At 52.9% G+C, this 20,992-nt stretch carries 16 protein-coding genes; 5 read left to right on the top strand and 11 right to left on the bottom strand.

The window, feature by feature from the left end:
* The first annotated feature begins 388 nt into the window (after window positions 1-388).
* The 4 genes from BK667_RS32505 to BK667_RS32490 all read left to right on the top strand — a co-directional run bounded on the left by BK667_RS32505 (window position 389) and on the right by BK667_RS32490 (window position 7,014).
* Entirely contained in the window at window positions 389-2,749 is a 2,361-nt protein-coding gene (locus BK667_RS32505) for a type VI secretion system Vgr family protein (protein ID WP_123600058.1), read from the top strand.
* Between the two features lie 17 nt (window positions 2,750-2,766).
* A complete protein-coding gene (locus BK667_RS32500; RefSeq protein ID WP_123600057.1) occupies window positions 2,767-4,956 on the top strand; it encodes a phospholipase D-like domain-containing protein in 2,190 nt (729 codons plus the stop codon).
* A complete protein-coding gene (locus tag BK667_RS32495) occupies window positions 4,937-5,848 on the top strand; it encodes a tetratricopeptide repeat protein (RefSeq protein WP_123600056.1) in 912 nt (303 codons plus the stop codon). The genes BK667_RS32500 and BK667_RS32495 overlap by 20 nt, the downstream gene beginning before the upstream one ends.
* Before the next feature lie 551 nt (window positions 5,849-6,399).
* Window positions 6,400-7,014, top strand: a complete 615-nt coding sequence (locus BK667_RS32490) for a hypothetical protein (RefSeq protein WP_123600055.1) — start codon at window positions 6,400-6,402, stop codon at window positions 7,012-7,014.
* Window positions 7,015-7,397: 383 nt separating this feature from the next.
* Here the strand turns inward: BK667_RS32490 and BK667_RS32485 are convergent, their stop codons facing one another.
* The 9 genes from BK667_RS32485 to BK667_RS32440 form a co-directional block, all read right to left on the bottom strand.
* Window positions 7,398-7,889, bottom strand: a complete 492-nt coding sequence (locus BK667_RS32485) for a class I SAM-dependent methyltransferase (RefSeq protein WP_185058307.1) — start codon at window positions 7,887-7,889, stop codon at window positions 7,398-7,400.
* 128 nt (window positions 7,890-8,017) lie between these two features.
* Entirely contained in the window at window positions 8,018-9,184 is a 1,167-nt protein-coding gene (hxsC, locus tag BK667_RS32480; protein ID WP_123600053.1) for a His-Xaa-Ser system radical SAM maturase HxsC, read from the bottom strand.
* The gene (gene hxsB / locus BK667_RS32475; RefSeq protein WP_123600052.1) at window positions 9,178-10,635 is read right to left on the bottom strand and encodes a His-Xaa-Ser system radical SAM maturase HxsB; all 1,458 of its coding nucleotides are present in this window, start codon (window positions 10,633-10,635) and stop codon (window positions 9,178-9,180) included. The genes hxsC and hxsB overlap by 7 nt, the downstream gene beginning before the upstream one ends.
* Complete coding sequence (gene hxsD / locus BK667_RS32470; RefSeq protein WP_123600051.1) at window positions 10,628-10,930, bottom strand: His-Xaa-Ser system protein HxsD; 303 nt, start codon at window positions 10,928-10,930, stop codon at window positions 10,628-10,630. The genes hxsB and hxsD overlap by 8 nt, the downstream gene beginning before the upstream one ends.
* A complete protein-coding gene (gene hxsA2 / locus BK667_RS32465) occupies window positions 10,930-11,214 on the bottom strand; it encodes a His-Xaa-Ser repeat protein HxsA2 (RefSeq protein ID WP_123600050.1) in 285 nt (94 codons plus the stop codon). Before hxsA2 ends, hxsD begins: the two co-directional genes overlap by 1 nt.
* Window positions 11,215-11,934: 720 nt before the next feature.
* Window positions 11,935-14,142, bottom strand: a complete 2,208-nt coding sequence (locus BK667_RS32460) for a DUF5906 domain-containing protein (protein ID WP_123600049.1) — start codon at window positions 14,140-14,142, stop codon at window positions 11,935-11,937.
* A 384-nt stretch (window positions 14,143-14,526) separates the two neighbouring features.
* Window positions 14,527-14,739: a helix-turn-helix transcriptional regulator gene (locus tag BK667_RS32450; protein WP_123600047.1), complete on the bottom strand. Its 213-nt coding sequence runs from the start codon at window positions 14,737-14,739 to the stop codon at window positions 14,527-14,529.
* Window positions 14,740-14,825: 86 nt separating this feature from the next.
* Window positions 14,826-15,467 carry a hypothetical protein gene (locus tag BK667_RS32445; RefSeq protein WP_123600046.1) on the bottom strand — a complete coding sequence of 214 codons (642 nt, stop codon included), beginning with the start codon at window positions 15,465-15,467 and terminating at the stop codon, window positions 14,826-14,828.
* A gap of 339 nt (window positions 15,468-15,806) precedes the next feature.
* Window positions 15,807-16,721: a LysR substrate-binding domain-containing protein gene (locus BK667_RS32440; RefSeq protein ID WP_123410220.1), complete on the bottom strand. Its 915-nt coding sequence runs from the start codon at window positions 16,719-16,721 to the stop codon at window positions 15,807-15,809.
* Between the two features lie 121 nt (window positions 16,722-16,842).
* Between BK667_RS32440 and BK667_RS32435 the strand changes: the two genes are divergently transcribed.
* Window positions 16,843-18,060, top strand: a complete 1,218-nt coding sequence (locus BK667_RS32435; RefSeq protein WP_123600045.1) for a cation:dicarboxylate symporter family transporter — start codon at window positions 16,843-16,845, stop codon at window positions 18,058-18,060.
* A gap of 31 nt (window positions 18,061-18,091) precedes the next feature.
* Here the strand turns inward: BK667_RS32435 and BK667_RS32430 are convergent, their stop codons facing one another.
* Window positions 18,092-19,702 (bottom strand): argininosuccinate lyase, encoded by a 1,611-nt coding sequence (locus BK667_RS32430; protein WP_123600044.1) that lies wholly within the window; start codon window positions 19,700-19,702, stop codon window positions 18,092-18,094.
* Window positions 19,703-19,729: 27 nt separating this feature from the next.
* Window positions 19,730-20,977 carry an OprD family porin gene (locus BK667_RS32425; protein ID WP_123600043.1) on the bottom strand — a complete coding sequence of 416 codons (1,248 nt, stop codon included), beginning with the start codon at window positions 20,975-20,977 and terminating at the stop codon, window positions 19,730-19,732.
* Window positions 20,978-20,992: the final 15 nt, after the last annotated feature.

Genomic DNA, 20,992 nt, shown 5'->3' with positions numbered 1-20,992 from the left:
AACGTTTTAGAGCAGGTATGACGGTCAGAACCAGAACGAAAATCGCGTTCCTACGCAAATTTCAGGTCTGCCGACTTGCCAAGCGCTGACAGATTTTACGTAGCAACGCAGACTTCTAAACGGTGTCTGCGTTTTTACACACTCTGGGCCAGAAACGGACGTTCGACGGATGAGTGCGTGGTAGTTAACGAAACCAAGAAATATTTTGTTTCAATTCTTTGAATCTCCCACGTGCTGGTTCTCTCCGGGCAACTGCGCAACTTCTTGCGCAGTTCAAGCAGGTTATCATTGCGCGCCTCATAAACTGCCGCTCGCACTGAGTCCACATACCTCACAGGCAGCTTGGGTTTTTACGGAAGAACTACACCACATCAAGGAGCACCAAGAGATGTTCAGTCCTGCCAACCAAGCTCATTTCAGCCTGACCATCGATAATCTTGAGCACGATCTTCAAGTGCTTTCGTTTACCGGCACCGAAGGTATCAGCCAAACCTACGCATTCGATGTGGAGTTGGTCAGTGAAAATCCCGACCTGGACTTGGAGACCTTGCTGCACAAACAGGCGTTCCTGGCTCTTGACGCGGCCGGCAGCGGCATCCACGGCCAGATCTACCGCATCGCCCAAGGCGATGCCGGCAAACGCCTGACCCGCTACCGCCTGACGCTGGTGCCGCAACTGAGCTACTTGAAGCACCGCACCAACCAGCGCATCTACCAGCAGATGTCGGTGCCGAAGATCATCGCGCTGATCCTCGACGAGCACGGCATTAAGGGCAACGCCTACAACTTCCAGTTGAGCGTGCCGTGCCCGGATCGCGACTATTGCGTGCAGTACGACGAAACCGACCTGCATTTCGTCCAGCGGTTGTGCGAGGAAGAAGGCATTCACTACCACTTCCAGCACACGCCCAAGGGCCACTTGCTGGTGTTCGGCGACGACCAGACCGTGTTCCCGAAACTCGGCCAGCCGACCGCTTATGTGCAAGGCAGCGGCTTGGTCGCTGATGAGCCGGTGATCAAGGGCTTCAAGTTGCGACTGGAAACCCGCACCGGTCGTGTTACTCGGCGCGACTACGACTTTGAAAAACCACGCCTGCAACTGGAGTCCGCCTACAAACCTGACGGCGAAAGCACCGAGCCGGATCTGGAGGATTACGACTATCCGGGCCGCTTCATCGACCGTGCGCGGGGCAAGTTCCTTAGCCAACGCACCCTCGAACGTCACCGCGCGGATTATCAACAAGCCGAAGGCCACGGCGACCAGACCACGTTGGTTAGCGGCCACTTCCTGGAACTCTCCGACCACCCGCGCACCGAGTGGAACGACCTCTGGTTGCTCACGGAAATCTTCCACGAAGGCAAACAACCGCAAGTCCTCGAAGAGTCGGTGACCAGCGACACCACCGACAACAAAGACGACTTCCACCAAGGCTACCGCAACCGCTTCCTCGCCACCCCGTGGGCCGTGTTCTACCGCCCGGCGCTGCAACACCCGAAACCCCGGGTCCTCGGCAGCCAAACGGCGATGGTCACCGGCCCCAAAGGCGAAGAAATCCACTGCGACCAGTACGGCCGCATCAAGGTGCAATTCCACTGGGACCGGGAAGGCCAGGCCGACGACAAAACCAGCTGCTGGATGCGTGTCTCCAGTAGTTGGGCCGGCGACCGCTACGGCGCCATCGCCATCCCACGCATCGGCATGGAAGTCCTCGTCACCTTCCTCGAAGGCGACCCCGATCAGCCACTGGTGACCGGGTGCCTGTACCACAAGGAAAACCAGGTTCCCTACGAGCTCCCGGCCAACAAAACCCGCACCGTGTTCAAAACCCTGAGCTCACCGGGCGGCGGCGGGTACAACGAACTGCGGATTGAAGACAAGAAAGGTGCGGAACAAATCTACCTGCATGCCCAGCGGGATTGGGATGAAAATGTTGAGCATGATCAGAAGATTCGGGTGGGCAATGAGCGGCACGATACGGTGGAGAAGAACACTTACACCGAGCTCAAGGCTGAAGAACATCGCACCACGGTTGCGGACCGCAAAGTGGAGGTGAAAGCTGACGATCACTTGGTGGTCGGCCAAAACCAGCACATCAAACTGGGTACCGCGCAATTGATGGCGGCGGGCAAGGAAATCCATCTCAAGGCCGGGCAAAAGATGGTCATCGAAGCAGGTATGGAACTCACCGTGAAAGCCGGCGGGAGTTTCATCAAGCTGGATGCGGGAGGCATAACCGTGGTGGGGCCGGTCATCAAATTGAATGCCGGAGGGGCGCCGGGTGTCGGGACCGGAAACGCCGCGCTCTTGCCGCTGGTGCCCCTGCCCGCCGCTTCTGACAAGGCAGGCGAAGTCCCCGAGCGTGGCGAGTCACAACCGGCGCCGGAAGTCATTCACAAACTCAGCGCAACCATCAGTGCGGTGCCCGGTCATCCCGGGTACGAAGATGAACCCTATACGCTGTTCGCCGATGGCGCCGTGATTCAGGAAGGCCTGACCGGCGAAGACGGCGTGATCAAGTTTGATCACGTCCCAGGCACCCAGACTTATGCAGTTGAACTGGTGAACGGTCATCGCTTCGAGATCGAGCCTAAGGAAGTCAGCGGCGAAGCAGGTTCACAAAATCAGCAATTGGCGCGCCAGGGGTATCGCGACTACCACGCGCAAGCCGATCAACTTGAACCTTTGGGCTCAACGGATGATTATCGCGGCGCCGCCCTGAACCCGGCAAACAAGCCGACGAGCCTTTGAGTGCAGGAAGCAATCGAATGACGACTGATTACAGCAAAGAAGTGATCCAGCTGACGCCGAAAGAGCACAAGTCCACTGCCTTGACCATGGACTGGTTCGCGGCCAAAGCCATGTACCCACCGCGAGCCGGCATCAAGATCACCCCGTTGATCAACGGTGATAAGGCGTTTGGTGCTGTCTACGATGCCATTCAGGCCGCGACTAAGAGTGTCGAAATCATCAGCTGGGGATTCGACCCGGCGATGCGTTTCAAGCCCGGCAGCGATCGCATCGGTGAGCTACTGGATGTTCGAGGTCGCAATGGCGTAAAGACCCGTGTTCTGATCTGGAAGAACCCGCTGGCCAACTTTGTTGAAAACACCATCATTGGCGATGGTCTGGCGGGCTCGGGAGGCACTGCTGCGGGGTCGGGTATGGCTAGAGGGAGCGCAGCGTCTGATAGCTCTGTGCAGGCTCGCCAGCAACTGGAGTATCGCCGCACAATTCACCAACATGAATTGACCAAACTTCGCGCCGGGCAAATCCCTGAGTACGGCACCAGCGGCTATCGCTACGATAAGCGCGAAAAGGAGCTGCAGGACATTCTGACCGACATCGAAGCACAACTGAACGGGCAAGGAGGCTACAACAAACTCAAAGGATCGGGGGCGCCAAAATATTCCCCGCAGGAGGAGGAATATACGCGGGAGTGGTTCAGCCGCGTCCACGATGGGCGGATGCAGAACGTCGAGTTCCGCACCCGAGACTTTTCCACTGAAATACCCCTGAATGCCGCCATACGCGGACCGCAGATGCGCAATGAAAAAGGACGCCTAGCGACCCTTTATCGATTGATGAAAGGGGAAGCACCCGATACCAACTTTGCGCATATGTTGCTGTTGACCCTGTTTGCCAGCCACCACCAGAAGATGGTGTTAGTGGACTATGAAGACACTGCGAACGCGGTTGGCTTCGTCATGGGGCACAACATGCATCGCAATTATTGGGATACCAGCGCGCACCTGTATGACGACAAAGCCGCTCGGCGTAGCCCAGGCTTCGGTCCATGGCAGGATTTGTCCATGAAAGTACAGGGCCCTGCCCTGCATGACCTGAACCACAACTTCAGCACCGCCTGGGATCGGGAAACCTTTTGGGTCAAGAAATGGTTTGCCGATGGCCTGCGCGATCAACGCCAGGCCATCAAACCGGACAATTTCAAAGCCGCCGGTTCAACCATGGCGCAGATTTGCCGTACGCAACCGCAAGAAGGTGCAGAGACCTCGATTCTGGAGCTGTACCACAAGGCTTTAGGCAACGTGCGCAACTACGCCTATTTTGAAAACCAGTATTTTCGTTACCCTCCGTTTGCCAAACAGTTGCGCGAGCTGGCGGCTGCTTATATCGCAAAAGGCAGAGACAAAGATTTGTACTTGTTCGTGGTCACCAACAACCCGAACGACAAGGGCTTTTCCAGCACCACCTATGCCACCTTGCAGGAACTGGGGCAGGAGCAACTGATGCCTCAGGCTCAGCGCACGCTGGTGGAGGAAATGTTGCAAAAACGCAGCCGTTTAGCTTTTCTAAACGAGAACCTGAGTCCCAATCCCGGCGTGCAGAGGAATCAGCTCAAACAAATCGGATGGCTGAAAAACGATATTACCGAGCTAGAGAAAAAAGGGGTCACGCCTGAGTTAGAAGAGCGCCTGGGCGGCCTCAAACCAAAAGATATTCCTGAACTCAGCAAGCCGAAATCGGATGACAGTGACGATCCAAAACCTTACACCCTCAAGGATTTACCGGGTCTCAAGGTCGTCATCGCGACGCTAACGGCGTGTAGCCCCGAGCCGGGCAGCACGTTGTCCGAAGGGGAGCAGGCGTTTTTCCGTGGAATCTACGTACACTCAAAACTGTTGGTGGTGGACGATGTCTTTAGTCTGCTCAGTTCGGCGAATATCAACACGCGCAGTCTGCATACCGACTCTGAATTAGGACTGGCTGCACCGGATGCTGAGCTGGCCAAGCATTGGCGGGAGGAGTTGTGGAAGTTGCATGTCGGTAAGTCGTTTAACGATGACAAGGGGCGCTGTGATGCAACTAAAAACTTCAAAAAATGGAACGATGTGATGGATAAAAACTGGGAAAATAAAAACAAAAATGAGCCATTGATAGCCCATCTAACGCGTTTTTGGGACGTGGAGACGCCTTATGCCAAAGCCATTGACTAAAGCCATCTATTTTTGTGCCCTCATTTTTTCACTTTTGTTGAGCGGAGCTCCGGCCATGGCCTATCCAACCTTTACCTGCGCCTACGAAAAAGACCACAACCCGCCGCTGGATGCTGAAGCTGAACGCTGGTTTCAACAAGCCCGCGCCTTGGAGAAAGTACGAGGAGTCAAAGACTGGAAAACCATCGTCGGACTCTACGAAAAAGCCATCGCCAAAGATCATTGGAAGGCGATGCACAACCTAGCTGGACTCTATCGCACGGGCTGGCCAGGACAACCCGGCGTTGAGCAAGACACCAATAAAATGCTCGATCTCTACGAGCGTATGGTGAAGCTCAAAGTCCCGCTGGGTTATTACAACTGGGCCGTGGTTTCCGAAAATGGTCAAGGGGTTTTGAAGTCGGACCGGATGGCCAGTTCTTATATGTTCCAGGCAGCGCAATTAGGCAGTCCATTGGCCCAGGTTCAAATCGGCCAATACTTCGCTTTTGCTCTCCCCAGGGATAAGCAGGACGATGACATGGCTGAGCGCTATTACCGATGTGCTGGCGCTCAGGATAATCCCGACGCCATAGAAAAAACCGCAAGTTTTTATGATACAGCTAGAAAAAACAAACCACGTGCGCTGTTCTATTATCAGCGTGCCGCATCGTTAGGTAGTTCCACTGGGTTTAGCTATCTCAGCGGAGTATTTGAGTCTGAACCTGAACCCATAAATAACTTTGGATATCAGCCAGATCCTAAGCTTCATGAGCTGTATGCCGGCCTATGGAAGCAACTGGATGCTAACCCTAATTTACGCTTCCCCAATCTCATGAAAGACCACCCGCTTCCAGCCCATCCCAAACAAGGCTTTGACGCGGAGCATCCGGACCGCCGACCGGAAATATGAGTAATTCCAATCAGTAACAAGATTTCTGTGTGCACCACCAATAGATTATTTCCAGATCTATCGGTGGTGATATAAACGCATGTTGGGTTAAAAGGGGCTACGTTGATTTTTTACTCCATTGCTCCCTAAGATCGCTATCTTTGACCCGTGAAATTGTAAAGTCAGCCTAGGGAAATCCTGAAAAAAAACTCCCGTTTCTGATGGAATATAAATTGCAAGTTCTTGCGAGCGTGGCCGCATGGATCGCCCTGGTTCCGCAGATACTTCTCAAGTACAGCAATTGGCCCAGGCTGTGTAAAAATTCAGGCTCAGTTTTAATGTCTGCTAGTGATTTGCAGCTCAGCGGATCTGAAATTTGCGTAGGGACGCGATTTTCGTTTCGACTCTGAACGTCAAAATTTCTCTAACCCGTTCTTACACAAACTCGGCCGATAGCTTCCGGTAAATACGGGGCATAATAGTCGAACTTAATAGAGGACTTTTGTAGGTCGAGAGTCTTGCCCTGCTATCTAAAATAATAATACCCCGCCAATTTCAACAGTGAGACACAAATGTCAGATAGTTCACTCAGCAAAATCGAAAAAGTCCATCTCGGAGTTCAGATCCTCGCCCAAGCTACTACGGTCATCGCTGCGATCGTCGTCGCGGTGTGGGGCTATTACTCCACCGTGTATGTGAAAAAGGAAAAGGAGGTCACAGAATACACACTTAAGGAACTGGACCAGAAGACCACGCAGAAACCGCATATCCAAGCAAAGGTCGAATCGACGGTTCAGCCACTCGCGGATGGGCAGAACTTGCTTCAGGTCAAGGTGATTCTTTCCAACCTTGGCAACAAGGAAAGTAAGGTTACCCTGGACAATGATGCTTTGACGCTGGTACCCGTCACCTTCGCTGAGGGGAAGCCGATCTACCAGAAACCGATCAATCTCCTTTCGGGTCGCTATGCGGGAACCCTTAATCGCGCACCACTAAGATTCGTGAATGTTGGAGCAGGTGAGAGCTACGAGATCACGTTCGTACAGAACCTCGAAAATCCGGGTATTTACCTCATACACTTTCTCGCCCTTAACGGTATAGATCCGCCGGCGAAGGAATTTCTAATTACAGGTGGCGTGCCATACAAGTATTCCGTTGGCGTAGACCAATACCTGGTTGTGGAATAGCCAACCTCGTCCCTCAACGAGCGTCTGCTGTTGGCCGATTACTGTCTGTGGTGAGGGGGCTGCGCTAATTGACAACTGACCCACCCTGCCGATTGCAATTTGATCTAAGGTGGGTTGCTGAAAGAAAATTTTATGTGCCCCGTGTCCTCTTGTTCCAAAGCTGAATTAAAGCAGTTGAGCACTTGGGTCAGTTTTCGGTCAGTAGCTACATTTTTCACACAGCCCGGGCCAATTGGAGTCATTCGTAACAGACCACAATCTGCCCAGAGTGTGTAACAACGTCAAATTGGGTTTTCTACATCGACGCCAGGAGCCCGTGCTCACATTTCGCAACCTTCGGCGTTTTCACACAGCCTGAACCCGAAGCCGACGATCAGAAGCGCCTATAAAGCTGCGAGCGATTCAGGTTTTTTCTTTTGGGCAACCACTTTCACAGTGGCATTTTTTTTATCAGGGCCTACAGATCGCTCTAAGTAATACTTAATAATGAACTGCTTTTCCAAAAGCCTTTTTACTTCTCCGGAAAGACTCAGCTCTCGCCAGTTTTCGCCATTGCCAGCAATGCTTTCATAAACAAAAAAACCGCCCGGCTGGATTACATCAATCAAGTTGACAATTAAATCTTCATAATATAAATGCACGACTATGACAGCTGAGAATGTATTGTTTAAAAACGGGAGTAATTTCCCGCAATCAAGGATCACCGGGTGTATATTTTCACAATCTAAATACCATAAGTCGCTGAAACTTTTACAAGAAACATCAGCGGCTATTACATTCGCGAAGTGCCTTGATAATAGTGCGGAATTACGACCATAGCCGCACCCCAAATCAAGGGCAAGAGACCCTTCAGGTAAATTCAGCCCTGATATCACTCTCGCCAAAAAACTTGACGGATCATTGGATATTGGCTTTTTATGTCGACTGTATTTTTCTATAATTTAAACTGACTCCACTGCGCAACAATTCACAGAATAATCTTGATGCCGACCTTTAACGTAGATCAACAAAAAGGTATTAGACTCTTGCTGTAGCCATGCTTGATCCCTGACGAAAAAAATCCTCCGCAGTCCGACTTGCGAGTACATGCCTCGCACTCGACGGCATATTCATTCTTCCAGTCACTGATTGACTTGCGGTAGTAGGGATAAATATCTGAGTTCACCAGGCAGAGTTGATGGTTGTAGACCGAGATATTCATTCCGTATTTGGCGAGGATGCCAACGGATTTGCTGAGTATGTCTTTGTATTCGATTGGGTCGATCCACAGCCCATCAAGATTGGCCCTAGTAAAGCCCATCATCTCAAGGCCCATCAGCGCCACATGGTCAACAAACAGTAGGTTGCGTGCGATGAACTCACACAGCTCTGGCAAGCGTTGCACCGACAGCTTGTGAATGACCACTCGGATCTCAACCTTCTGACCCAAGCGCTTCAGATTGAGAATGCCCTGTATGGTTTCATCGAATGCGCCTCGGGCCTGGACGATGTAGTCATGTAGTGTCGGATCTTCTGAATAGACAGGGATTCCGATCATCGCGTCAGACAATTCAATCTGCGCATACCGTTCAGCGAACGCTGGGTCTTTGAAACTGCGCCCATTCGAGAGAATGTGGATTGCGGTTCTTGGCAGGTAACTTTTTGTGAGGCTGATGATCTTAAGGAAGCGCTCCCGATTGGTCGTAGGCTCGCCCCCAGTAAACACCAGCTCGCGGGTATCTTTTGGAATCAGCGGAATCAGGCTCTCGATTTCGTCGAGTATCCATGAGTCATCAGCTGCTTTCGGCGGTTGGGAACACATGAGGCAGTAATGATTACACTGCTCTGTGACCAGGATACTGTTGTGCGGCGACGATGCGCGAAACAACACTCGTATGCTCTCACGATCCGCTGAAAGCCGGATAACATCGCCATCACCAATATAGCTGTAGTCCTCCGGTAGAATTGAGAAGTCGGAATTGGAAGGGAGCGCATCAACCAGATGCCGATGTTTATCAGCAAGCAGATAGTGCGCGAATCCGTGGGGTATCTGGTCATCGGAAACCAGGTAAGCCATTTCTCGTCGCAAAACTCCAGGCAGATTCCGACTGGTCGATACTTTGGCCAGGGTGATAGCTTTTTCAACGTCAACAGCATGTATACGGATAATCTTTCCGCCGAGTTTCAGCATCGGTTGGCCCACCCCATAAAAATCCGTTTCGTTTGCTCATCGCCTCCCATCAATTCAATGAGGTGTTTGAAGATCGACATATTCCGCTTGCAGAAAGCCGACTCAGGTTTTCTTGCCACCACATCCTTGTGTATTGCGTGATGGTAGACAGGTTCGGCACCACAGTAGGGTTCGAATGCGCAGTCAGAACACATGGGGGCACTTAAAGTGAAGGAGTTTTCCAGTGCATCCAGAAGCTGATCCGAGAGGATGATCTCCTCATATGAATGCTCAAGAATGCTGCCCAGCCGGAACGTATGATCACCCATTTCGGCAAGCATACGGCTTTCATCTGAGGCGTATACCGATCCGTCGTAGTTGAACACGATGGCTGCGATACCAGCACCGGCAGGGTTCATTAAATCAACAAACCCGGGGTCCCCTGATGTCAGCATTTTTGTCAGCACGATCGCAGAATACTGCTCTACAAATCGTATGCCCGACTTGTTTAGCTCAATGATGTACTCAAGACCTTCCTTGTAAAATTCCAGCCAGCGCTCCGTGTCATACGACATGAATTTTTTGGTCTTGATTGCAAAACCGTAAGGGGAAAGCGTGCGCAGGAAGATGCCATCAAAGCCCAAGCGCAAGTACTCATCAATGATGTCACGTGCTCGTGGCAGGCTCTTATCTGTGGTTGTCATCAAGGCTGACACTTGGTCATAGCCGAGGGCCGCACGGGCTTTCTTCAAGCCCTCCTCAAAACGCTGGTGGCTATCTCGGCCTGGCCGTGGGCGATTTTCATTATGCAAATCCATTGGCCCATCGAGAGAAGATGAAAGCACAATGCTGTGCTGCTTACAGAAATCGAGCATGTCATTGGTCAGTAGCGATAGTGTGGTCGCAATGACGAACCGCAGATCACGCCCTTCCTTGAGGTTACGTTTTTTTGCCTCAAGAACGACGTGCTTCACCATCTCAAAGTTCAGCAGCGGCTCGCCACCCTGAAACTCAATTTTGATGGCTGGATTCGGAGACCTGAAAACGAAATCCAACGACTTGTCTGCCATTTCCGTGGTCATGTCGAATTCGCCTTTGCTCTCCGACTGCCTCGACACCTGACAATATGGGCAGCTATGATCGCAGCGAAGGGTCACCACAAAGATATGCAGATTGGTGAACTGGGCCAGCCTGGATAGCCGCGTGCGAATCTTGAGTGCCAGAAGCTGAAGTGGCGCCTCCTCGTTGGTGAAGCGAATGAACTGTTTGGACCGCAGCTTAGCGATCAGTTCTGATGAGAGCGCGAGCGTCTTGCTTATGATCGGCTCAAGCATCGGCGCCGGTATGACGTGAAACTCACCGGCCATGTTGGTGATGACGTACTCATCGTCATTCAGGCGGTCAAATTTGAAGGGCAGCAACTCATAGGTGTGTTGCTGCGCGTAGAACTCCAGCTTCTGGAATTTACTCACTAGTCAGCCCGGTTTTTGAAAAAGCCAGCCCAAGGATCAGGTTCTTGATCGGCTGCGTCTCTGCGTTCAGCCGGTGGCGTAGCTGGTAGTCAAGTACGTCCTTCTTGAACTCTTGGATAGCAAACAGAAAGGAAGGCTCGTCAACACCAATATTCGAGGATAAGGCGCAGATAAATTGCCCCCCTGTTGATGTGATATCAACCGTCAGTGAATTGATTGAACGATAAGCGGCTTTTTGCAGAACCTGCACGTCATAAAGCCGCTCGTCAAAGACGAGCGTATCTGAAAGCGCCATTAGGAGCCCGAGGTATGGGAGGCATGAGAAACGTGAGAGGCATGAGAACTGTGAGAACTGTGGTAAGCCATCATCTGACCTTGGTCCCCGCGTTTGAGAACAAAGGCGAATTGTTCATTGCCACTGCGTACCAAAAGGTCTTCGACTTGGGCATCGGCCTGGAACGTGTTCGTGGCGTCGGTACTGGGCTCGACAACCTCATGGGTAGCTATCGCTGAAGCTTGTTCTGTGGCTATGGCTGCGGCCAGAGTAGCCAGAGGAACCAGAAAAGAACGCTTTTTCATTACGAGATATCCTTATCATTTTGGGGGTTATTTTTGAGTTTCGGCGCGCGCCCCCCGTGATGTCAATGTGCAATCGGTCACTGCGGCCTTTTTCCGATATCCGGTACCCCAAAAGCTGTCGTCCGAAGCGCAGGGATCGACGTTAGACAGCCTCTGTCATTGTGAAAAAACCTTATGGGTGTCCGGTTTCATTAGACCACTACACAAGCCTTGATAGGCGTGTACATTGGAGGAACCCAGTAGCGATGGTAGCTCCCCTGCGAATCCCACTTTCGTTTCCTTGACCACCCTAGCTGGATCAGTACTGGACTGATGAACCGTCCTTGGCTCGCAGTAACCTGCTCCAGCTCCTTCATTGAAAAAGGCCTGATACGCAAAAACTCTGAAAGGCTTGAGTGCCAACAAAAAATCCGCTCTGCTAGGCTTACAGGCGCAACAACTGCTGGTTTCTGAAGCTCAACTTTCCGCTGTAGATCCCGGATATAAGCATCGGCCACAGGTTTCATCCTCAAATCGCTGGTGGTTAGGGGCGGTTGTCCAACCGGTATCTATCTGAGATTACTAGTTGGACACGCAAGAGCACTGAAATCATTAAGCTGGTCCAACCTGTCCAACCTGTCTAACTTATTAATCTTTCACCCTGTAATGACTTACCACACTTGGTGATCTGGTTAACATTCGTCAAAAAGGTCAGGCAGCATGGGCAAAGATAATTGAACGTTAATGCCCAGATAGATATTTATCAAACTGCTGGCGGCATTCATCCAAAACCGGAAACTGCCAGCACCATTCGCGACGACCGTTAATTGTCGGTCTCGCATCCAATAGCTTTTCGCGCAGGATTTTTTTGAGCGCAACCCCCAGCCTTGTCGATGTAGCATGTGCGTTGAAACGATCCCGGCCTACCTGACGACAAAAATCTGTAAAATCATTTACCAAATGTTGCTTAACTTGTTGGGAAACCCATTCCATATCGCAAGCACGCAAACGCCCCTCCCTCAGTCGCTCGAATAACCACTGTGCAGGCAAATCAAGAGAAACAAGCTTCTGATCATATAAACTTCGAGTTACGGGTGGTCGACGGATATCGAAGTCGGTCAGGTCATAACAAAGCAAATCGAATAGCATCGCCTCGTAACCACCAGTCTCGAGCTGTTGATTTAAGGCGGCGAAATAACTTATATCTTGGCGCCTAATATCTAGCACATCCAACAAGAAAAACCGACGTTCGTCGTGGGAAACAGGTACAGCCCAATCTGCATTCGACGCCATCAATACATGCAAACAATTTTTTGCCTGCACCGCGTCGCGACCTTTAGCCTCAACCATCAAACTAGGCTCAGTAATCAACCCCTTCAATACAGCCTCACCTTTACGGTCGCCGGCATAAAATGCTTCGTCGGCAAAAAGAAACACACAATTACGCAGGTGCTGATTGAAATGCCCAGTTAGATGTTGGCCATTGGTGATGTGCAATCCATGACGGCCAAATAGTCGAAGCAGGGCATTTCCAAAGGTTCCTTTGCCTGTCCCCTTCCCTCCTCGTAAAACAACCGAGACCCCGGCAGGTTCGCCCGGACGCTGCACCGCAAAGGCCAACCAACCCTCAAGGTAGCGCCCATATTCAGCGACGCCACCACAGATCACCTCTCGAATGTGATCTCGCAAGAGCGACCAACTTCCCTCAACGGGGCGGACCGCAAACCCCTTCCAAAGGTTATAAGTGTCCTTCGGCGCGGCACTGCCAGGGGCAAAGATAATGTCTCTGTACTCGCGCCGCTGAGGGTGATGCAGCCAAAGACGAGCAGCTTGACGTGGTTCCTTATCCTGACCTGACGTTACAAACTCATTCGCATGCAGCAAGATGAACTCCCGCTCGCTGAGCGCATCAAGGTGGTCACGCTGGAGAATGGAGTCGTAGCGTTCTCGAAAAACACTGACCCGCCCTCCGAACGCAGCCACAAAATACTCCGCATTGAAATCATCAACATATTTCTGATTTACAGGCTCTGACCAGCCATTTTGTTTTGCCAAATGGAAGAGCGACCCCAACGTCAGAGTCGGCCCCTCTGGGAGGCTAAAACTGCTCCATTTCTGATGCTGCACAGATAGATCGTATTTTTTACTTCTCTTGCTCCATTCATCCCACATGTCTTTAGCCGACAACCAGTGAGTGCTATGAAGTGACATTCCTACATGTAGCCAGTTTTCATAGGTATCGCAGGTAACCGCCTCAAGTGCAGAATACACGCGAGCAAGAGCCGATGGGCTATCGATCTCGTTTCTAGTTGGGATTGTTCTGACATCTGTAATCGCGGAGCTCAGCAAACTGGATGGAAGACTTATCCGATTATTATTCACAGGCACGTCGCCTTGCTTACCGCTAAACGATCTGTAGAACCAATCCAATCCCGCTTGATTCTCAGCAACGAAGAGTGGCGCTTGAGGAATTCGTCGCCCTGTCACTGCTACAAACCGCCCGTGCGAATAGGCCTCTGTACCGTTTTCTCGGCTTTTGTTCCAAGAAGACTGTACGGTACCTTTTACAAAAAAGTGAGCCCCTTTGCCACTTTGGGAAAACTCCCCCCACGTTCCTAATCGCCTCGCTATTTCAAGAGCAGTTAATTTTCGGTCTTCACTTTCATTTACGTTATCCAAATCGACAAAGGTCAGGTGGTCCTCAGGCATCAGCACAAATCCCAAGCCATCACAAAGCGCTCTATCAATATATAATGCATGTGCAACTTCAAATGTCAGTTGACTTGTAGGACTTTGCCATCTGGAGCCTTTACCGGTCCTAGGGTCGATTGGAATTTTGTCAGTCTTACCGCCCGGCCGATGAATCAGATTAAAGCCTATCCATCGAGGCAGCGACATCAAATACTCTGGCAATAAACTGTAGTCAAACAATGGCGTTGAGGCCCTCATGAGCTCCTTCCCCCAGTAAATGCGGGAGAGTCAAGGTTCAGTGCGAAATAAGCACGCTTTAGCCCATCCAATGAAGCTTCAACCGTAAACGATTGTAATGATTTACCCTGGAGTGCAAGTTTATAGAGGAAACTGATGAGGCGTCCCTCAGGTGTCTGATCATCGTATTCGAAAGCGAGTATTAATTTGCCGTCCGGTCTTAACTCAGCCCCCTGTGTTACTAGCCGAAGCCCATCGTATCCGACTGTAATTATCGCCTCCGCTATCTCAATCAACCGGTCACTGCCATATACGTCGTCGCAATTGAGTGCCGTTTGGATCTGCCCAACACGATTAAGTAAAAAAGTTTCCGAACTGCGTTCGCTCTTATTCATGACCCGGCCCTCAGCTGTCTTGCCGGCTATTGGCAACTTGAGAAGAAAGCCATTCATCAAGTTCGCTTTCAATCCATCCAACTGCTCGTGCCCCGAGGCAAATTGGTTTGGGAAAAGTCCCCTGGGAAATGCGGGCGTAGATTGTCGATCGTGAAAGACCGGTGCGAGCCTGGACCTGATTTCGACGAATAATAGTCAGCGGCGTTTGAGTAGGCTTGATCATGCTGCGCTCCTAGGAAAGCCCGGGGCCTCCCGGGGTGGCTCTTACTTTCCTGTAAGCACATCAAGGCTGCATCAGCGATAGCCCCCCTATTTTTTGGGTGGCTGCGACTGAATACGGGTGGTATTTGCTTCAGTGATAATGTCGCGCCAAGTGGTCTCGGCACGCACGAGGCGAATGTCAGCTCCAATTGCTTCGAGAATCGTTATAACGAGACTCGGGGCTCCCGGGAGTGAGTTCACGCGAGTAGCAGTCGAAACATCATAATTTTCAAGAATGTTGAGAACTCTCGCAGCCATCTCGACAAGTGCACTATGTTGCACCTGCGCATGACGAAGTCCTTTAGGAAATTCTTCAGGATTCACAGCGCTGATGAAACCAAGCATCTCCTCAATTTTTTCTGCACACCCTAACGGATCAGCCTCTGCATCCAGGAAATTTTCGACCATAGGGGAAAGGGTCCGGAGCTTACTAGACGCGTCCTTTAACACCTCGCTGACCTTCCGAAGCTCCGCATAAGCTTCAGATTTGGAAACGTCGAATTTATGCCAAAATATATCTTCGGGGCCAACTCTTGCCGCAGAAAGCAATTCGTCGGCAAATTGATCAGCTGCGCCGCCGAACTCCAGCCTGTGAAGCTTCGCCAATGTGCGCTTCAGTCTGCGAGAAAACTCCTGAGGGCTGCCTGGATGACTTCCATACCCGTTGAACTTTGCTTTTGCAGTAGGCATGCTGAGCTCCTGGAACGACCGGCTATCCGATAGGAGCCCACAGAGTACGCTACTGCCCTGCGCGAGATTTCGAATCCTTAGGTTCTTTCTCCGCTCGTTTCCCCCGAGGATTACCTTCCAGCAGACCTGAATTGAGTACCCTTTTGAGTACACACTAATCAAACGTAAAAATTAATAGCCCTTTAAATCAACAAGATAGCTGCTTAATTCGAAGCCCCCTCGGGGCACCATATACAAAGATCCAGTGGTCCTTACCAGCCACTGGAAAACAAATAAACCGGCACTTAGCCGGTTTTTTTGTGCCTGCGATTCCTGCGCACTCCCCCTTCCCAAACTCGTTCATGCCTTTCGATAAACCCCGGCCAGCTCCCGCGCCAAACCAATAAAATTCTGCAACGGCGCCGAGGGATTGAATGCGCGCTGCACCAGCGTGATGGGCGCCAGCAACCTCGGCTGCGCGTCGCGGATGCGGCAATACACCACGGATTCGCGGTGTACGTCGCGCATCGACGCGGGCACCACCGAGATGCCTTCACCGGCGGCAACCAGGCTGACGTTGGTCAGCATCCGCTCCACTTCAAAGGCAATATTCGGCTCGAAACCGGCGTTCTGGCAGGCCTTGATCAGGTTGGCGTACATGCCCGGTGCGCCGGGGCGGCGGACGAGGATGAAGCGTTCGTCCTTGAGGTCGATCATGCTGATCTTGGGTTCGGCCCCTTTGAGCAACGGGTGCCCGACCGGCAGGGCCAGGAGCATTTCCTCGTTGAGCAGGCGGTGGAAGGTCAGGCTTTCGGGGGCGCTGACCGGTGCGCGAAGGATGCCGATGTCGATGCGTTTTTCGGTGGTGTCTTCGGTGACTTCACGGGCGCTGCCTTCCTTGATCGATAGTTCTACGCCGGGATATTGCTCGCGGTAGGCGCGAATGATCCGAGGGATCAGCGGGTGCGCGGCGGCAGAACTGGTGAAGCCAATCACCAACGTACCTTCAATCCCTTGTGCTGCGCGGGAGGCCTTGAGGGAACCTTGCTCGACCCGCGCCAGAATCGCCCGCGCTTCATCGAGGAACACCAACCCGCCTGCGGTCAGGTCGACGCCCTTGGGATGACGTTTGAACAACTCGAAACCCAACTCTCGTTCCAATGCACGTATCTGTTGGCTGAGGGGCGGCTGCTGCATATTCAGGCGCTCGGCGGCGCGGGTGATATGTCGCTCTTCGGCCACTATGATGAAATAACGTAAATGGCGAAGTTCCATGGTGGTATATCCCGTAACAAGGCCTTATTATTTGCGGCCTGAGTGAGTCTTCAGGCTGACCAATATGCCGAACATGGCCAGTCACGACAATAACAAATAATAAAAATCGCCTGGAGTACGGATGCCGTTCATTCATGCCAAAAATGGAACCCTGCCTATATTGATTGCCATTGCGTGTGGCATGACGCTGGGTCTGGTTTATCCAGAAGTGGCAATGGATATGAAACTACTCAGTGACACCTTCATAAAAACCCTCGGTTTATTGATGCCGTTCCTGCTATTTGTCTTGGTATCCACCGGTATTGCCGGCCTCAATCGTGAACACAAATACCCCAACGTGATCTACCGCGTCGTGCTGTATTTTCAGCTGATGTCCATCGCCGCGCTGGTGTTTGGAATGGCCACGGGATTGCTGTTCAACCTTAATCACGCCGCCGTTTTTGCCTCTGCGCCCACACCGGAAAAACTGCTTCACGGGCTGTCGTGGATCGCCATTTCGTCCAGTATTTACGCCGTTCTGACCCAAAGCCTGTTATTGCAGGTGATGTTGCTTGCGGTGATTGGCGGGCTGTTGCTCAAACGCGGCGGGGCCTTCAGCGACCGATGCCTGGGTTGGCTTGAAACCGGCGTGCAGATGATGTTCCTGCTGCTGCGAATCATCTTGAAATTCGCGCCGTTGGCGGCATTTGGCGCCATGGCTTTTGTCGTCGGCAAATATGGCCTGAGTTCGGTCATGCCGCTGCTTAAATTTATTGTGGTTATTTATCTGGCGTGTGGATTATTTGTCATCGTGGTATTCGCCACCATCACTCGAATGGTGGGTGTGAAATTATCAAGACTGATTGTTTACTTAAAGGAAGAGTTACTGTTAGTAACGTTCACCGGCTCGTCGGTCGCCGCACTTCCAGGACTTATCGGCAAACTTGAGGCACTGGGTTGCGATAGCCAGTTAGTGCGCCTGATATTGACCACCGGTTACACCTTTAACTTGTCCGGCACCAATCTTTATCTGACCACCGCACTGATGTTTCTTGCCCAATTGGCCGGGGTAGATATCACCGCGCCGCAACTCCTGGAGGTGCTGTTGATTTGTTTGTTTACCTCCCTCGGCGCGACCAGTGTCGCCGGTTCTGCATTGTTTACCTTGATCGCGACCCTGAGCATTCTGCAACTGGTGCCGCTGGAAGGCGTGGGATTGCTGCTGGGCGTGGAGCGGTTGATGAAGTGCCGGTCGCTGACCAATGTGTTGGGTAATGGCGTGGCATGCCTGGCGATATGTGGGTGGCAAAACTCCATCGATCGTGAGGCCTTGAACCGTGAATTTGCCGGTCTGAAGTAGCGCCGGGGTTGCCGGCGCCACATTTGATCACCTAGTTTTTAGCATCCGCCAACTTGCTGAACGCCTTGTCCAGATTGTCTTCAGCACCTTTCAGTTTTGCCCGACGCTCCACCAACCACTGCTGATCGCCATCCAGGGTTTTGCGCGCCTCGACCAGCATCCGCTTGACCTCTTCCGGTTGCGGGCCGCCCGTGCCTTTGCGGGTCTTGACCATGTTGGTCGGCGACAACGCCGTCCGGAATTGCGCCTCATCCAGCGGCAAGGTGTTAGGCGTCCACTTGAACTTGTCCGCCGCCTGGCGATACAGCTTCTGCGCATCGGCATACGGGAACGTCTTCGGCGTGGTGCCGTTGCTGCGCGCCTCGGTGACGATCAGCGAAGCAAAGCTATGGCCAATACGGAACGGCACCTTGAATTGCCGCTCGAGAGTGTCGGCCAGTTCCATCGAGGTGCTCCACTCCGACTCCAGTTCTTCCAGGGCGCGCTGCGGGTTGATTTGCAGCGCGTCGAGCACCGCATCCAGACTCTCGAACATCTCGCCCGTGGCGTGGAACAGCCCCAGTGAATCGAAGGCGAACTTGTAGTCGGTCATGCCAGTGGTGACGTTATGCGCGCGCAAGGTAACGGTTTGCGACAGCCCGACGACATCCGAAGCCGATTCACGGGTGCGCATCAGCAAGCCCGGATTGCGTTTTTGCGGCATCGCGCTGCTGGTGTAAGTGGACTCTTCATCCAGCAGCAGCCACGGGCGAATCTGATGATATTGGGTGTGGATGTCGCCAATCATCGCGCCCACCCGAATCGCCGAAGACGCCGCCAGGTTCGCCGCTTCAATCGGAATGTCATAAGTCGAGACCTGGCTCGAATCCAGGGAGTTTTCCCGCACGCCATCAAACCCCAACAAATCGGCCAGACGCTCGCGGTTCAGCGGGTAAGCGGAGTTCGCCAGCACAGCGGTGCCCATCGGGCTCTGGTTGAGGCGCACGTAGAGTTCGCGGATGCGTTGGCCATCGCGATCAAACGCGGCTTCGAACGCCAGCAGATAGTGCGCATAACTGATCGGCATGGCCTGCACGCCGTTGGTGTAGGCCGGCACCAGAGTGTCGACGTTCTTTTCCGCCAGGCTCAGGATGCGTTGGCGGGTAGCGTTCAGCGCCTCGCTGTAGGCCAACACCTGTGAGCGCAATTTGGCCAGGCGAAACGTCGCCAGCATGTCTTGCCGACTGCGGCCGGAGTGGATCAGCGACGCCTCGGGACCGATCTTGTCGGTCATGATTTTTTCCAGTTGCAGCACATCGCTGGGACGCACGCCGCCGGGCTGCGCGCCCTGGTCAATGGCGTAACGCACGCCGCCAGCAATCTTGCGCCCCATGTCCGGCTTGACGATGCCTTCCTCAGTGAGCATCACAATCGACGCCTTGTTGATGCGGTTCAGCCAGGCGAACTGGGTTTGGGTCGGATCGCCCTTGGCTTTGTGCGACGCCTGCGAGGTGTCCACCGAGGCGCCGACTTTCGCCGCCTGGGCCGCGCACTGTTCGGTGGTCTTGCAGGGCAGTTCGCCGGTGTCCGCAGCGTAGGCGCCGTAACTGCTGAACAGGGCGAAGACCACGGCAAGGTGGATGAGTTTTTTCTGGGTGAACATGTCAGTGCTCCGCTTTTTAATAGGGGGTTACAACAGGGTCAGGGTGTAACTGACGATGAACCGGTTCTGGTCGATGTCATTGCCCTTGTCGTTGCTGCGGTACGTGCCGTTGCGCCACTTCACGCCGAGGTTTTTCAGCGCGCCGCTCTGGAACACGTAGCCGATGTCGGTGTTGCGCTCCCACTCGGTGCCCTCCACGCCTTTGGAGCGCTCGAAGTTGTCACCCTTGAGGTAGCGCGTCATGAACGTCAGCCCGGGCAGGCCGAGGGCGGCGAAGTCGTAGTCGTAGCGAACCTGCCAGGACTTCTCCTCGGGGTTGGCGAAGTCCGGCGAGATCATCACGTAGTTGACGAGATAGGAATCGGTGCCATCGAGGTGCGGAAAACCGGTCGTGCCTTTCATGCGCTGATAGGCCGTGCCGAACGAGTGCCCCTGAATGCTGTAGGTGAACCGCGCACCAAAGGCCTGGTTGTCGATGTTGGTGTTGCCATCCTTACTGGAGTCGGCGTAACGCAAATCGGTCTTGAACGACTGCGACTTGCCCAGCGGCAAGGTGTACACCAGGTTGAAGATGTTCTGCGTGTAGTTGTCCTCCAGATGCGCGTAGTGGTAGCCGGTGGCGAGGTCCTTGCTCCACTTGTAGTTGGCACTCGCGAAGTCGAATTTATCGCTGGGCACCGCACCCTTGATGCCTTTGCCATCGACCTCGATGTCATCGTGACCGCTGACGTTACGCAAGGTATTGCTGGTCAGACGCCCCGCGTCGAAAGTCAGACCGTCGATGTCCAGACTGCTCAACTGCGCACCGCGAAAGGTTTGCGGCAACAGGCGTCCGTCGTTGGGCAGCACCGTTGGCAGCGACGGAATCAACGTCCCGACTTTCAACACACTTTTGGAAATCCGCGCCTTGGCCGTCGCGCCCATGCGGCTGTAACTGTCCGGCGCCTTGTCGCTGCCCACGGGCAACAGACCGGTATTTTGCCGATCAGGGCTGGAATCCAGCTTCAAACCCAACAAACCAATGGCATCGACACCAAACCCCACCGGCCCTTCGGTAAAACCCGATTGATAGTTGAGAAGCAGCCCTTGGGCCCATTCATCCCGCTTGGACTGACTGGCACCGTCCTGGCGGTAATCACTGTTGAAGTAGAAATTGCGAAGTTCGAGGTCGGCCTTACTGTCTTTAAGAAAGTCAGCTTCAGCGAAAGGAGAAAAGGCGAGCGACAAACCCAAAGTGGCCGACGTCAGCCCCAGGGCGATAGGTTTCTTATTCATTGTTATTCCCGATGC

Origin of the sequence: Pseudomonas frederiksbergensis (genome assembly GCF_003732705.1) — a bacterium.
Lineage (GTDB): Bacteria > Pseudomonadota > Gammaproteobacteria > Pseudomonadales > Pseudomonadaceae > Aquipseudomonas > Aquipseudomonas frederiksbergensis_F.
The sequence above is the reverse complement of the archived record's forward strand: the minus strand, read 5'-3'. Positions and strand labels throughout refer to the sequence as shown.